The 13,423-nt window shown below is 50.8% G+C and carries 15 protein-coding genes; 8 read left to right on the forward strand and 7 right to left on the reverse strand.

Annotated elements, in window-relative coordinates:
- Positions 1–66 precede the first annotated feature (66 nt).
- Genes OUY18_RS06060 through OUY18_RS06085 form a run of 6 tightly spaced genes read left to right on the forward strand, consistent with a single transcriptional unit; the run spans position 67 to position 6,525 of the window.
- Positions 67–990 carry an ABC transporter permease gene (locus OUY18_RS06060; protein WP_268057853.1) on the forward strand — a complete coding sequence of 308 codons (924 nt, stop codon included), beginning with the start codon at positions 67–69 and terminating at the stop codon, positions 988–990.
- A gap of 14 nt (positions 991–1,004) precedes the next feature.
- On the forward strand, positions 1,005–1,901 hold the full coding sequence (locus OUY18_RS06065; protein ID WP_268057854.1) for an ABC transporter permease subunit: 897 nt from the start codon (positions 1,005–1,007) through the stop codon (positions 1,899–1,901).
- 12 nt (positions 1,902–1,913) lie between these two features.
- Positions 1,914–2,912 (forward strand): ABC transporter ATP-binding protein, encoded by a 999-nt coding sequence (locus OUY18_RS06070; protein WP_268057856.1) that lies wholly within the window; start codon positions 1,914–1,916, stop codon positions 2,910–2,912.
- On the forward strand, positions 2,909–3,871 hold the full coding sequence (locus OUY18_RS06075) for an ABC transporter ATP-binding protein (protein WP_268057857.1): 963 nt from the start codon (positions 2,909–2,911) through the stop codon (positions 3,869–3,871). The genes OUY18_RS06070 and OUY18_RS06075 overlap by 4 nt, the downstream gene beginning before the upstream one ends.
- Before the next feature lie 39 nt (positions 3,872–3,910).
- A complete protein-coding gene (locus OUY18_RS06080) occupies positions 3,911–5,338 on the forward strand; it encodes a leucyl aminopeptidase (RefSeq protein ID WP_268057858.1) in 1,428 nt (475 codons plus the stop codon).
- 14 nt (positions 5,339–5,352) lie between these two features.
- A complete protein-coding gene (locus OUY18_RS06085) occupies positions 5,353–6,525 on the forward strand; it encodes an ROK family protein (protein WP_268057860.1) in 1,173 nt (390 codons plus the stop codon).
- Between the two features lie 75 nt (positions 6,526–6,600).
- On the opposite strand, the gene OUY18_RS06090 is transcribed toward OUY18_RS06085, so the two are convergent.
- Genes OUY18_RS06090 through OUY18_RS06100 form a run of 3 tightly spaced genes read right to left on the reverse strand, consistent with a single transcriptional unit; the run spans position 6,601 to position 7,284 of the window.
- Positions 6,601–6,798: a helix-turn-helix transcriptional regulator gene (locus OUY18_RS06090; protein WP_326492982.1), complete on the reverse strand. Its 198-nt coding sequence runs from the start codon at positions 6,796–6,798 to the stop codon at positions 6,601–6,603.
- 24 nt (positions 6,799–6,822) lie between these two features.
- Positions 6,823–7,029: a helix-turn-helix transcriptional regulator gene (locus tag OUY18_RS06095; protein ID WP_268057862.1), complete on the reverse strand. Its 207-nt coding sequence runs from the start codon at positions 7,027–7,029 to the stop codon at positions 6,823–6,825.
- 30 nt (positions 7,030–7,059) lie between these two features.
- Entirely contained in the window at positions 7,060–7,284 is a 225-nt protein-coding gene (locus tag OUY18_RS06100; RefSeq protein ID WP_268057863.1) for a helix-turn-helix domain-containing protein, read from the reverse strand.
- Positions 7,285–7,396: 112 nt separating this feature from the next.
- Here OUY18_RS06100 and OUY18_RS06105 point away from each other — a divergent pair, with 112 nt between their 5' ends.
- Positions 7,397–7,600 carry a hypothetical protein gene (locus tag OUY18_RS06105; protein ID WP_268057864.1) on the forward strand — a complete coding sequence of 68 codons (204 nt, stop codon included), beginning with the start codon at positions 7,397–7,399 and terminating at the stop codon, positions 7,598–7,600.
- A 41-nt stretch (positions 7,601–7,641) separates the two neighbouring features.
- Here OUY18_RS06105 and OUY18_RS06110 read toward each other — a convergent pair whose 3' ends face one another.
- The 4 genes from OUY18_RS06110 to OUY18_RS06125 form a co-directional block, all read right to left on the reverse strand.
- Complete coding sequence (locus OUY18_RS06110; protein ID WP_268057865.1) at positions 7,642–8,280, reverse strand: SGNH/GDSL hydrolase family protein; 639 nt, start codon at positions 8,278–8,280, stop codon at positions 7,642–7,644.
- A gap of 28 nt (positions 8,281–8,308) precedes the next feature.
- Complete coding sequence (locus OUY18_RS06115) at positions 8,309–9,424, reverse strand: phosphotransferase enzyme family protein (protein ID WP_268057867.1); 1,116 nt, start codon at positions 9,422–9,424, stop codon at positions 8,309–8,311.
- The gene (locus tag OUY18_RS06120) at positions 9,421–10,350 is read right to left on the reverse strand and encodes a sugar phosphate nucleotidyltransferase (RefSeq protein WP_268057868.1); all 930 of its coding nucleotides are present in this window, start codon (positions 10,348–10,350) and stop codon (positions 9,421–9,423) included. Before OUY18_RS06120 ends, OUY18_RS06115 begins: the two co-directional genes overlap by 4 nt.
- A 358-nt stretch (positions 10,351–10,708) precedes the next feature.
- Entirely contained in the window at positions 10,709–11,623 is a 915-nt protein-coding gene (locus OUY18_RS06125; protein WP_268057869.1) for a helix-turn-helix domain-containing protein, read from the reverse strand.
- A 447-nt stretch (positions 11,624–12,070) separates the two neighbouring features.
- On the opposite strand from OUY18_RS06125, the gene OUY18_RS06130 reads away from it, so the two are divergent.
- Positions 12,071–13,369, forward strand: a complete 1,299-nt coding sequence (locus OUY18_RS06130) for an ABC transporter substrate-binding protein (RefSeq protein WP_268057871.1) — start codon at positions 12,071–12,073, stop codon at positions 13,367–13,369.
- Positions 13,370–13,423 lie beyond the last annotated feature (54 nt).

Consider the following 13,423-nt stretch of genomic DNA (forward strand, 5'->3'; position numbering starts at 1 on the left):
GGAAAGGGTTTGGTAACTGCCGTGTTACCGAACCCTTTTTAAGAATAATTGACTGGAGGTCGTCAATTGGGCCGTTATTGTTTAAAAAGAGTGTTGGGGACCATCCCCCTGATGCTGGTGATTTCCTTTATTATCTTCATGTTTGTGCACATGATTCCCGGTGACCCGGCCCGCATTATGGCGGGAAAAGACGCTACTTTGGAGGAAATCAACCGGACGCGTCAGACTCTGGGGCTGGATCAGCCCCTTCTGAATCAATATTTTATGTATCTTAACCGGATGTTCCACGGTGATCTGGGAACGTCCACTACAACGGGACAGAGCGTAGCCGAAATGATCGGCCCGCGCTTTCAGCCTACCTTTACCCTGGCGGGGTGCGCCCTGGTGTGGTCGCTGATCATCGGTGTGCTTTTGGGCGTGTTCTCAGCGGTCATGCGGGGAAAATGGGAGGACTACATAGGGATGCTGATCGCCATTTCCGGTATTTCCATACCGGTCTTCTGGCTGGGCCTGGTCCTTATCCAGATCTTTTCCGTACAGCTTGGGTGGCTGCCGACCGGGGGGCTGGATAGTATCCAGAGCTATATCCTTCCGTCCCTCAGCCTTGGGGTCGGCGTTATGGCCGTCATGGCGCGCTTTTCGCGTTCCTCCATGCTGGAAAATATGCGGGAGGATTACGTCCGCACCGCGCGCGCGAAAGGACAAAAGGAATCCATGGTGGTTCTGAAGCATGCCTTCCGGAATTCCCTGATTGAGGTTGTTACGGTCGCGGGGCTGCAAATCGGCGGATTGCTTGCCGGTTCCATTCTGGTGGAAACCGTGTTTACCATTCCCGGTATGGGCCGCCTGCTCGTTGATTCCATTAAGTTCCGTGACTATCCTGTTATTGAGGCGGAGCTGCTGCTGTTTTCTTTGCAATTTGTCGTCATCAACCTGATCGTTGACTTGCTTTACGGCGTCTTAAATCCGAAGATACGTTATGAAAGTTAAGGAGGATTCACAAAATGGCTGAAGAAAAAGTGGCTCTAAACGTACCTCAGGAGGAACAGGCGCTTGCTCCGAGGCAAAGCCGGGCAAAAGCATTTATTCTAAAATTTATTGGCCGGAAAACGGCCGTTATCGCAGCCGGTTTTATCATTTTACTCGTTATTATCGCGTTTCTGGCGCCCGCATTGGAACCCTATAACCCCGCAACGCCGGATTACGACGCGATCCTTTCCGCTCCCAGCGCCAAGCATCTGTTTGGCACCGATGAATACGGAAGGGACATTTTGAGCAGACTGCTCGCGGGCAGCCGGCTTTCCCTTTCGGTTTCGCTGAGCTCGGTAACGCTCGGCGCGGGATTGGGCGCAATCCTAGGAATTCTCGCCGGTTATTACGGCGGATGGCTGGACAGCCTGATTATGCGCACCGCGGACGTACTGCTTGCCTTCCCGGATATCCTTCTGGCAATCGCCATTGTCGCGGTAATCGGGCCGGGACTTTCGAACGTTGTCATCGCGGTCGCCGTGTTCAGTATTCCTTCCTTTGCAAGAATCATGCGAAGCTCCACCCTTGCGGTGAAACAGTCGCTATACGTGGAAGCGGCGCGTTCCCTCGGCTGCACCAACCGGAGCATTATGTGGAAGCATATCTTCCCCGGAACCGTCGCGAGCATTATTGTGAATTTTACCATGCGCATCGGTACCGCGATTCTTGCCGCGGCATCCCTCAGTTTTCTGGGATTCGGCGCGAAGCCGACCGAGCCGGACTGGGGCGCCATGCTTTCCACGGGCCGAAATTATCTTGGAGTTGCTCCGCACATCGTCTATTTTTCGGGCGGAATCATCTTTTTGACGGTTCTGGCATTTAACCTTTTGGGAGACGGTTTACGGGATACGCTCGATCCCAAAATCCAGTAAGTAGGTGTGAGTATGGCTGAAGTTTTATTAGAAGTGAATCATTTGCGCACGGAATTTAGAAAGCGCAAAGGAAAAGTTACCGCCATTAACGATGTATCGTTCCATATAGACAAGGGGGAAATTGTCGGTCTGGTGGGGGAATCCGGCTGCGGAAAATCGGTTACCTCCCTTTCCATCATGCGTCTGCTGCGGGACACCCCCGGAGAAATCACCAACGGAAGCGTGATTCTAGAAGGAAAAAACCTGCTGGAATTATCCGATAAGCAGATGCATGAATTTCAGGGCAAACAGATGTCGATGATTTTTCAGGAGCCGATGACTTCGTTAAACCCGGTTATGCGTGTGAAAGACCAAATCGTGGAAGCGATCCGCCTGCATTTGGATATGGATCACGCGCAGGCGCTGAAACACACGGAGGAAATGCTGACCCTTGTGGGAATCCCCGATGTGCAGCAGGTTATGAACTCCTATCCGCACCAGCTTTCCGGCGGCATGAGCCAGCGCGTTATGATCGCGATGGCGATGTCCTGCTACCCTGATCTGCTGATCGCGGATGAACCGACTACCGCGCTGGATGTTACCATTCAGGCGCAGATTCTCGACTTGATGCGGGAATTGAATCAGAAAAACGGAATGAGTATCCTTTTGATCACTCATGATCTGGGTGTTGTTGCCGAAATGTGTTCGCGCGTCATGGTGATGTACGCGGGAAGAATCGTGGAACAGGCGGATGTGGAAACGCTGTTTGCCCATCCCAAAAATCCGTATACGCAGGGGCTTCTGGCTTCCCTGCCGCGGCTCGGACAGCACGTCGATATGCTGCCGTCCATTCCCGGCACCGTTCCCGACCTTGCCCATATGCCCGCCGGCTGTAAATTCGCGCCGCGCTGCAAATATGCGATGGAAATCTGCGCGAAAGAGGAGCCGGAGCTGATCGATATGGATCAGCCGGGCTGCAAATGCCGCTGCTGGTTCGTCGAGCAGCAAATGAAAGAGGAGGCAAAAACATGAGCGAACCTCTGGTAGTGGTGAAAGATCTGGTGAAAACCTTTGCTTCATCAAAGGGCCTGCTTTCTCCGAAAAAATATGTACACGCCGTTACGGACGTTTCTTTTACGATCAATCCGAAGGAAACCTTTGCGCTGGTCGGGGAATCCGGCTGCGGAAAGTCTACAACGGGCCGCCTTGTTATGCGCCTGCTTCACCCGGATTCGGGTCGGGTGTTTTTTGACGGCACCGATATTACCGATTATACGGAAAACCAGATGCGGCCCCTTCGAAGCGACATGCAGATGGTTTTCCAGGACCCTTACGGCTCGCTGAATCCGCGTATTAAAATAGAGGATTTGATTGCGGAGCCGCTGAAAATCCATACGAAGCTCAGCGCCGAGGAACGGCGCAAGGCTGTTCACGAGCTTCTGGAAGTGGTCGGGCTCCGCCCCGAACACGCCGACCGGTATCCCCATGAGTTTTCCGGCGGCCAGCGCCAGCGCATCGGTATTGCGCGCGCTTTGTCCGTGCGTCCGAAGCTGATTGTGGCCGACGAGCCGGTTTCCGCGCTGGATGTTTCCATTCAGGCGCAGGTTCTGAACCTGCTCAAGGAGCTTCAGCAGAAATATGAGCTTACGTATCTTTTTATCTCCCATAACCTGAGCGTTGTGGAAATGATTGCGGATAAAATCGGCGTAATGTATATGGGAAAACTGGTGGAATCCGCGCCGAAAGAGGAACTGTACAGCAATCCGCTGCATCCTTACACCAAGGCGCTGCTTTCCGCGGTACCGATTCCCGACCCGACGCACAAACACAACCGGATTATTTTAAAAGGCGATCTGCCGAGCCCGGTAAACCCGCCTTCCGGCTGTATGTTCCATACACGGTGTCCCAACTGCACCGAACAGTGCAAGGCGGAAAAACCCGTCCTGCGCGAAGTTTCGAAAGACCATTTTGTCGCCTGCCCCTATGTGTAAAAGGGTTCGGGCGGCGCAACAGACGAATGAGAGGCCATCATGATCAACATTGAATTTGAAGGAACCTGCAAATCGCAGATTGCCTTTGTTTATGAGGATTCGGACGCGTTTCCGGATATAAAAGAAGTATTTACAGGAGAATTTCTGGCCGGCTTTCCGCAGCTTTGCCAAAACCGCCTGACGGTTTATATCGGGCTGGGGAAGAAGGAGGAGCTTACCGGCCGGAAGCTGATGGACGCCGTTTCCAAAGGTGTGCGCGAACTGAAAAAATACAACCGGTACGAAGCGGAGGCGGACCTGTCGCCCGTATGGGAAAGCTTTGGGCTGCAAAGCGCGCGCAGCGCCGTTCTCGGCATCAAGCTGGGACTATATGAATACGACGCGTACCACTCCGGCCGGAAGGAAGAAAGCTATCGCTTCTTTCTGAAGGGAGTGGAAAAATCCGCGGAGGCCGAACAATGCCTGAAAAAAGCGTCGAACCTTGCGGACAGCGTCCTTTACGCCAGGGAACTGGTGAACACGCCCGGAAATCTGCTGACCCCGGAGCTTATGGCGGAAAATATGGAGCGCAGGGCGAAGAAGCTTGGCGTGCAGGCGGAAATTCTGGACGCGGCACAGGCTCAAGAATTGGGCATGGGCGCGTTTCTGGCAGTCGCAAGCAGCAGCGGCAACCCGCCGAAGCTGATTGTCCTGCGTTATCTGGCAGACCCGGATTCAAAGGAGAGAACTGCGCTGGTCGGTAAAGGGGTTACCCTTGACACGGGCGGCTACTGCCTGAAAAGTCCCGGTACCATGTTTGGGATCAAGGGCGATATGGCGGGCGGCGCGGCCGTTGCGGGCGCGGTGTTCGCGCTTGCCGCGAACAAGGTAAAAACCAATGTGGTTGCGGTGATTCCCGCCTGTGAAAACCGCATATCCGACCGGAGCTTTGCCCCCGGGGACGTCATCCGTTCCATGTCGGGGAAAATGATTGAAATCCGGAATACCGACTGCGAGGGCAGGCTGATCCTGTCCGACGCCGTCACCTACGCCATCCGTAAAGAAGGGGCGACAAGGGTTCTCGATATCGCCACCCTGACCGGCGCGGTCGTCGGCGCGCTGGGCTTTTCCACGGCGGGCGTGTTAACGAACAGCGACGAATGGTGGGACGAGTTTTCCGAAGCCGCGAAGGTTTCCGGGGAACAGTACTGGCGGCTTCCGATTTTCCCGGAATATGAGGACCTTATTAAGAGTGCGATCGCCGATATCCGGAATCTGGGCGAAAATTACTGCGGCACCATCTCCGCCGGTTTATTTATTAAAGCGTTTGCACAGGACCTGCCGTGGATTCATCTCGATATCGCCGGTACGGCCTGGGTGGATAAGCCGGTCTTTGAACATCAGGCGGTCGGCGCAACCGGCGCGGGCGTAACCACCCTGTACGACATGCTTGAAGGAGCGAACCGCCGGAGCGGAAAATCGGATTAAAGGAGTTGCTGCAAGTGGACAGTTCAGGGGCCAGGCTCGATAAATTTCTTATGCGGAAATCAAACCGGAAACTCGTTTTCTCGGCTATTCACAGAAAAGGCTTCCTATCGCGTGTGCAGATTGCCAATTTAACGCATATGAGCCTGATGACGGTGGGGCGTATTGTGGACGAACTGGTCAACATCGGGATTGTTGTTGAGGAAGACAGCAGCGATACGACGGCAACCGTCGGCAGAAGGCCAAAGCTTCTTCATGTGGCTTCCGACCATTTTCTGAGCGTCGGCGTTGAAATCGACCGCGACGGAATTTACGCCGGAATCATCAACCTTCAGGGGAAGGTTTTAAAGAAACTGGAATATAAGGACAATTACAGCGGAGAATCTGCGGAAACGGTTTTGAAAAAAGTCAGTGAAATCATCAAGCAGATTCTTTCGGAAAATCCGGAGCTTCCGGTCATTCACGCGGTTGGGGTTGCCTGCCCAGGGCTGATCGACGACGGTGTAATCCGGTTTTCCTCCCAGATGAAATGGAAGGATGTCCCGGCGGTGGATATTCTGCGGGAATATACCGGAATAAACGATATCTTTCTCGACAATGAAGTCAAGGCCCACGGCATGGCCGAGGATATGTTCGGCCTTGCAAAGGGGTATAAAAGCAGCGTGGTTCTTACGATGGGTTCCGGAATCGGTTCTTCCGTCCTGATTAATCACAAGCTTTACCGCGGAAGGCTGAACATGGCGGGCGAAATCGGGCATATCTGCATTAACCCGTACGGAAACATGTGCGAATGCGGAAAACGCGGCTGCCTGCAAACCTATATGGCGGACTGGGCGATCCTTCGGGAAGCCCGCATGGTGCAGGAGGATATTACCATTGACGGCGTATTTCAGGCTTACAGCGAGGGGAAGGCCTGGGCGGTGGATTTAATCGGCCGTGTCATGGAATACCTGTCCATCACGATCAGCATCCTTGCGAGTACCTATTCGCCGGATATTATCATTCTCTGCGGCCGGCTGATTGAAGACCACGAGGTGTTTCGGAATCTGGTTGAAAAGCAGTATCGGAATGCGACGAAAGATTATATGCTGGATCCTTTCCACGTCCGGGTTTCAGATTTAGGCTCCGACGGCACGGTTGTGGGCGCGGGTACGCTGGCGTATTACAATATGCTTGACAAAATCTTATAAATTTGGATAAAGAGAGCGCCGACGCATATCGCGTCGGCGCTTAGCTTGTTGCCAGAAAATGGAATTTATACGCGCTCATTTCTTATCGGTTAAACCCAGCATATAATCTATGCTTACCCTATAATATTTCGAAAGAGTAATTAGATAACAGAGCTTAATTTCTCTTGCACCGGTTTCATATAAGCTGTATTGTTGTTGTGATATTTTTAAAAGATCGGCAATTTCTTTTTGTCCTTTTTCTGCTTTTTCCCTTAGTTCTTTCAGTCTAGGCAAGTACAATTTTCATCCACCTCAGGCTTACCTTTTATCGGTTAAACCCAACAGATAATCTGTTGAGACATGAAAATATCTGGCAAGCGCAATTAATGTGTCTAAAGTCGGTTCATATCTTCCGGTTTCGTAAAAGGATATGCTCCTTTGGTCAACGTGTACGGCGTCGGCCAACTGTGTTTGGTTTATGTCCGCATCTTCGCGTAAAGCACGCAGTCTTTCTTTAAATGTCATTACGCTCTGGCTCCATATTAATGTATTAATTTAAACAAATAAATCATCGAATGAGATATTAAATATTTCCTTCAATGCTTTGATTTCATGGGAATAAAGGTGACGCTGACCCACTTCTATTTTTGCCAAAGTACCTCTTGGAATATCGCAGCCTGCTATTTGTAATTTAGCGGAAAGTATTTCCTGTGTCCAGCCTTTCTTTTTCCTTATTGTGCGGATGTTTTTTCCCATCTGTTTATCATAGTTGAAGTCCATTCCAATTCACACCTCTTGCACTAAAATAAGAGCAATTATAAATTGATAATAGTGCGTATTTATGCTATAATTGCACTTGAATAGGTGCAAAATGCATTCAGAGGGGAAAAAGATGCCGAATTATCAAGAAATGTACTGCGTTTTGTTTCGGGAAGTGACAAGGGTAATTGAGCAATTGCAGGCCGTACAGCAGGAAACGGAGGAGTTGTATATGGATTCCGGGGAAGCGCCCGTCATGCTGATAAAACAGGAGGGGGATTTACATAAAAGTGCTTCGGAACAAGACGGCACATACAACCGGCAGCCGCGTCAATAAGACGCGGCTGCCGGTTCACTGCTTAATTTCCAATTCTATTTTCAGCCATCGGGGTAAATTTCGTGGATTTTTTCGGCGAGAATCTCCGCCATCCGGCGGTGACCCTGCGGGGTGTAGTGCATGCCGTCCTCGCGGCCGACTTCGACCGTCTGCCCCGGATTCAGAAAGAAGATTCCGTTCCGGCGCGCAGCCCGCTGATATTCTTCCGCTAAAAGGAAGCTGTTTTCGATTCCGTCGCCGAACATCATCCGCCAATCGCCTTTGCCGATGTCCTGAATGGGTACCGGTGCAACCAAAAGCACCTGCGGGGCGGCCCCGCCCACACCGGCATCCGATTTTAAAATCGTTTTTACCAGGTTTTCCATTCCATACGCAATGTCGCAAACGGGGAGGGAGAAGCGCCTTTTCAAATCGTTTGTCCCCAGCATGATAACGACCACATCCAGCGGTTTATGGCTGTCGAGGCAGGGAAGAAGATAGGTCTTCCCGTTTTTAAATTCCTCGATTGGGTCGTCCCAAACGGTGGTTCTGCCGCCCAGGCCTTCTTCAATTACATACCATTCGCTTCCGAGAAGCTTTTGCAGAACGCCTGTCCAGCGCACGTCCCTCGGGTATCTTCCGGTCATTCCGGGAGTCAGCCCGTACGTATTGGAATCTCCGTAACAAAGAACGCTTCTCAATCCGCTTTCCCTCCCGCCCGTCTGTCCTCTATTTATTCCAATGTTTCTTTACAATTTCAAACATCGCGTCCCATTTTTCTTCCATGTCCTTAACCAGTTTAAACTGGGTGCGGGCGCGGTCCAGATTCTGGTCGGGACGATCCGTCTTAAAGTAGACGTCGCCCGCGAGATAATCCGTGAGGAAACGGATGCCGCATTCCAGCGTGAGCATCTTTGCGCCGACGGGCAGATTGTCGATTTCCGCGTCGGTCAGCACGGTTCCGGCAACTTCCAGATATCCCTTTGTATAGGCTTCAAAAAGGTCAAGATCGAAATGAACCTTGGACAAATCCGGTTCGTCCTCCGCCGCCGTGCTGGCGCCGAAACGGATGGAGTCGCCGAAATCGTTCAGCGAAAGGCCCGGCATAACGGTGTCAAGGTCGATTACGCAGATTCCAAGACCGGTATCCGCGTCGATCAGCACATTGTTCAGCTTGGTATCGTTATGGGTTACGCGTAAAGGAAGCTTTCCCTGTGCCTGCAAATCCACCAGAGTATGGGTGAACTCCTCGCGCTCCATGACAAAGTCGATTTCTTTTTGAACCCCGGCGGCGCGCCCTTTTCCATCCGCCTTCAGCGCTTCCTTAAACTGAAAGATGCGGTTGGGGGTGTTGTGGAAGAGCGGGATGGTTTCGTGGAGCGTTTCAGCCGGGTACCCCGCCAGCAAAAGCTGGAACCGCCCGAAAGAGCGGGCGGACTCATAGAAGTCCTCTTTGTTTCTGGTCTGCTGAAGCGTGACGGTGTTCTCAATAAACAGGTAGGCACGCCAGAAACCGCCGTCTCCATCCTCGAAATAATAGGAGCCGTCCTCGGTGGGGATCAGATTCAGCGTTTCGCGCTTCGGGTCTCCGCCCGCTTTTTCGATCGCGTTGTAAAGATAACGCGTAACGCTTACCACGTTTTCCATTAATTCCACCGGATCGCAGAATACATTTGTGTTAATTCTTTGAAGGATGTAACGGTTTACGCGTTCCTCCATTTGAAAAACGACGGAATAGGTGTCGTTGATATGGCCGCTTCCGTAGGGGAGCAGGCCGACAAACTGGCCCTCAAATTGAAATTTTTTCACAATCGAAGGCAAAAGTTCCTGGTTTACCGGTTTCATTCCCTACCCTCCCAAAGTTTGGCGGGATAAATTCCCTGTTTTCTCATTCTGCGGATAGCCTCTACGACGACCGGCTTATCTTTCCGGTACGTTACGCCGTACCATTTGTCGGGCGAGTTTAAGACCTTAACGGTTGCCTTTTTGCCGATCAGCAGCTCATCCACTACGGTGGGGAGGAAAAACTCGGCTTTCTTGGGATTTTCCTTTAAAGCCCGGTCCAGAAACGCGGGGAAGCGCGCGGAAATTTCATCCAGAATCCCTTCGGAAAATCCCCACAGGTTCATGGAAACGGTGCTGCCCTCGGGAATGGTTACCCAGGTTTTGCCGTCGTCTTCCGTGTACTGCGCCAGACCGCCGCGTTTTTCGATATGGGTGCGCTCGTGGATATCCGTAAGGAATCCGTCCGGGGAAGTAACGCAGACGCCGCGCGCCACATGGCCGTTATCGGTCAGGGTGTTTTCCAGCGTATAGCCCACCATGGCGTAGCGGTAATATTTATCGTCTTGGCTGTGAAGCAAATAGTTGTAAATGAGCGCAAAAGCGTCGCGGCCGTAGTAGTCGTCCGCATTGATTACGGCAAACGGCGCGTCGATCAGCCCTTTGCAGCAAAGGACGGCATGCGCGGTTCCCCACGGTTTGGCGCGGCCTTCCGGCACGCTGTAGCCCTCCGGCAGGACGTCAACTTCCTGATAAGCGTATTTTACGTCCATGATTTTGGACATCCGGTCGCCGATGATCTCTTTAAAATCCGCTTCAATGGACTTTTTTATAATAAAGACCGCTTTTTTAAAACCGGCTTTCACCGCGTCAAAAAGGGAAAAATCAATGATGATTTCTCCGTTGTCCCCTACGGGATCAATCTGTTTTGGCCCGCCGTATCTGCTCCCCATTCCCGCGGCCATTACAACGAGTACAGGTTCTTTCATTTCGCATTACTCCTTTTTGATCGGTTTTTTCTTGTCTCTATGCCATTATTGTAGTCGAACATACTTTATAAATAAATGTCTTTTTATTCACAATTTTTGCACAATAAATGATTTTTGTATAAAATTTCTATTTTCTGTTATGCAAACAGAAAAATACCGGTCAATTTGAATGGCAGAGGAAAAACAGGTTTCAGCGGCGTTTTCTTACAGTGTAATGAAATATAAGAAATACACTTTTATCCTATGCGCTTTTCTCCTTGCATTTGCATGGTCGGTCGTTTTATATAAGAAGCAATGAATCAATACATCCGGTAATAAAAAACTCCCGTCCGTATCAACGGACGGGAGTTAAGCTTGATCAGTCAAAATGCGGCAGGCGGCCTTTCTGGTTGTCGGTTACCAGCTTCACGGAGGAAGAATATTCCGAGGGGGTCATGCCGGTTACTTTTTTAAAATGGCGGGAAAAATAATGAATGGACGAATACCCAAGCTCATTGGCGATTTCGGTGAAATTCTTGGTTCCTTCCCGAATATACTGTTTTGCAAAATCCACTTTCATGCGGCCGAAGTATTCCATCACGCCGCCGCCGGTCTTTTCGCGGAAAACCTTCTGCAAAAAGGAACAGCCGCACATGTTGTCCCGGCAAACGTCATTCAGAGTCACTTTATTCTGGATATTCTGATTCAGATAGGCCACGATCCGCGCAAACGTATCCTGTTCCGCCTTTTCCCGTATGGAAGACGACACCCGTTCCTCGCCGGTGCCGCCGGTGCGGATCAGGTTAATTAAAATCAGCTCCAGACAGTCCCGGATGATCTGCTCCGCGGCAAAATCACCCTCTCCGCTGCGTTCCAGCATCTTTGTGTCGGGGTCGTCCAGCGGGGAGGAAAAGACGATGGCCGCTTCCTCGATCAACTGTCCCAGCAGGCTGCGTTCGGTATCGCCCACCCGGAGAATCCGGTTGTCAAAAAAATGCATGGCGGGGGAATTGCTCTTGAAAGTGATCACGATCAGATTGGGCGCGACGATGCCATTTGCGCTCAGGCTGTGAAATTCAAACGGCTTGTGGAAGATGATGTCGCCTTTTTTCAGCACATAATTGTTTTCCCCGGCGGTAACGTCCACCTGTCCTTTATCGACATACAAAAATTCCCAGAAGTCATGGGTTTCTCCCGGAAAATAAAAATTACTGGTATATTCAAAATAATGAACGGTCATCAGTTCATCGATGACGATATCCGATTTTAGTTTCGTGCCAACGAATTGTGTCATTTTATCCGCTCCTTACCCGCGCCGGGAAAGCGCAATGCACCTCGCGTTTTCATTTCTGTAATGAAATGTTTATCATTTTTATTATACCTTTCTTTTACCAAATTTATAATACAAATTAGGAATTATAAAACACGTTTGTCATTTTGCGTATAAAATTTATACAATTCCGCACGCGGATTTAAAGTAGGCGCTGTATCGGTAGGAAAGGGCGGAATTTTGTTTTGTTTGCTGCTTTCTTGCGTTTTCAATAAAATCAGATTGTGCAAGTTTTATGGATTGTGCAAATTTTATGCTAAAAATTCTAAATCAATATTGTCTTAAAGACCGTAAAATAAAAGCATTGAACAGCGAATTGGATAAAAAAGAAACGCGATCATCCAGTTTATTGGTCAATATGTAATTTGGTTGAGAATCTTTAAAAATTTATACAATGTAGGAGGTTTGAAAATGAAAAAGAAGTTATGTTCTCTTATGGCGGTTTTACTGACCTGCGCCATGATTCTCGGAGGCTGCGGGGGCGGTGCCGCGGAATCCAAAGCGGCCGCTTCCGGCGGTGAATCCAAAAGCGACGCAAAGAGCGACGTTACCCTGACGTATTACTCCATGTGGAATGAAACCGAGCCGCAGGGGCAAACGATTTCCGAGGCGGTTGCAGCGTTCAAAGAAAAGACGGGCATTACCGTTGACGTCAACTGGCAGGGCCGCGATATCCGCAAAACGCTCCAGCCTGCACTGGACGGCGGACAGCAAATCGATATTTTCGATGAAGACGTGGAACGCGTAAATAAAACATGGGGCAAATACCTGCTGGATGTTGAAGATCTGGCAAAGAAATCCTATGACACAACAAACGGAAAACCGTTAACCGATGTCATTAACAAGCAGCTGGTTGAACTGGCCCGCTCCCTGGGGCCGGACGGCAAGCTTTCCACCATTCCTTATCAGCCTTCCAGCTTTATGGTGATGTACAATAAGGACATCTTCAAGGCCGCCGGGATTACCGCAGCCCCGAAGACCTGGGAAGAGTGGCTCGCCGACTGCGCGAAGATCAAGGCCGCGGGCAAGACCCCGATTACGGTGGACGACGCTTACATGGCTTCCCTCTTCGGCTATCATATGGGCCGTCTGATCGGCAAGGACAAGACGCTTGCCATGGTGAACAACAAAAAGATCGACGATCCGGCAGTCCTGACCTTTGGACAGCAGTGGCAGGAAATGTACCAGAAGGGCTATATTTCCAAGAATGCGGCGGGCAACATTTATCCGGCCGGCCAGCAGGAAGTTGCAAGCGGAAATGTCGCTATGTATTTGAATGGAACATGGCTCCCGAATGAAATCAAAAATTCCGCACCGGCGGACTTTAACTGGGGCAGCTTTGCTTACCCGGCCATCGGCAAGGACGGCGACGGAACGAATGCCAACCAGTACGGCGCGCAGTGCTTCGGTATCAACAAGAATACAAAGCATGCGGAGGAAGCCTTTAAATTTATCGTGTTCATGACCACAGGCGAATGGGACACCAAGCTTGCCGAAAACTCCATCGGCGTTCCGATGGCGAACGACGCCACATGGCCGAAGCAGCTTACGGAAGCAAAAGAGGTGTTTAGCGCAACCACAATCCGTTATCCGTGGGCCGTCGGTATGGAAGACGTAGCGGATATCAATGCGAAGATCAAGACAAACTTTGCCCTCCTTGTCAGCGGGAAGCTGGACGCGAAGGGCTTCGCAGATGCAATGAAGAAATAATCATTTTCAGCAGCGAAAGGGCGGCATCGTGTTTACGCACTGCTGCCCTTTCGT

Origin of the sequence: Caproiciproducens galactitolivorans (assembly GCF_026672255.1) — a bacterium.
In the GTDB taxonomy this organism is placed as follows: Bacteria; Bacillota; Clostridia; order Oscillospirales; family Acutalibacteraceae; genus Caproiciproducens; species Caproiciproducens galactitolivorans_A.

Bases quoted from the DNA above. Each gene is read 5' to 3' on its own strand.
- OUY18_RS06130 (WP_268057871.1), top strand. From the start codon at position 12,071: ATGAAAAAGAAGTTATGTTCTCTTATGGCGGTTTTACTGACCTGCGCC.
- OUY18_RS06095 (WP_268057862.1), bottom strand. From the start codon at position 7,029: ATGACATTTAAAGAAAGACTGCGTGCTTTACGCGAAGATGCGGACATA.
- OUY18_RS06120 (WP_268057868.1), bottom strand. From the start codon at position 10,350: ATGAAAGAACCTGTACTCGTTGTAATGGCCGCGGGAATGGGGAGCAGA.
- OUY18_RS06125 (WP_268057869.1), bottom strand. From the start codon at position 11,623: ATGACACAATTCGTTGGCACGAAACTAAAATCGGATATCGTCATCGAT.
- OUY18_RS06100 (WP_268057863.1), bottom strand. From the start codon at position 7,284: ATGGACTTCAACTATGATAAACAGATGGGAAAAAACATCCGCACAATA.
- OUY18_RS06070 (WP_268057856.1), top strand. From the start codon at position 1,914: ATGGCTGAAGTTTTATTAGAAGTGAATCATTTGCGCACGGAATTTAGA.
- OUY18_RS06115 (WP_268057867.1), bottom strand. From the start codon at position 9,424: ATGAAACCGGTAAACCAGGAACTTTTGCCTTCGATTGTGAAAAAATTT.
- OUY18_RS06075 (WP_268057857.1), top strand. From the start codon at position 2,909: ATGAGCGAACCTCTGGTAGTGGTGAAAGATCTGGTGAAAACCTTTGCT.
- OUY18_RS06105 (WP_268057864.1), top strand. From the start codon at position 7,397: ATGCCGAATTATCAAGAAATGTACTGCGTTTTGTTTCGGGAAGTGACA.
- OUY18_RS06080 (WP_268057858.1), top strand. From the start codon at position 3,911: ATGATCAACATTGAATTTGAAGGAACCTGCAAATCGCAGATTGCCTTT.
- OUY18_RS06065 (WP_268057854.1), top strand. From the start codon at position 1,005: ATGGCTGAAGAAAAAGTGGCTCTAAACGTACCTCAGGAGGAACAGGCG.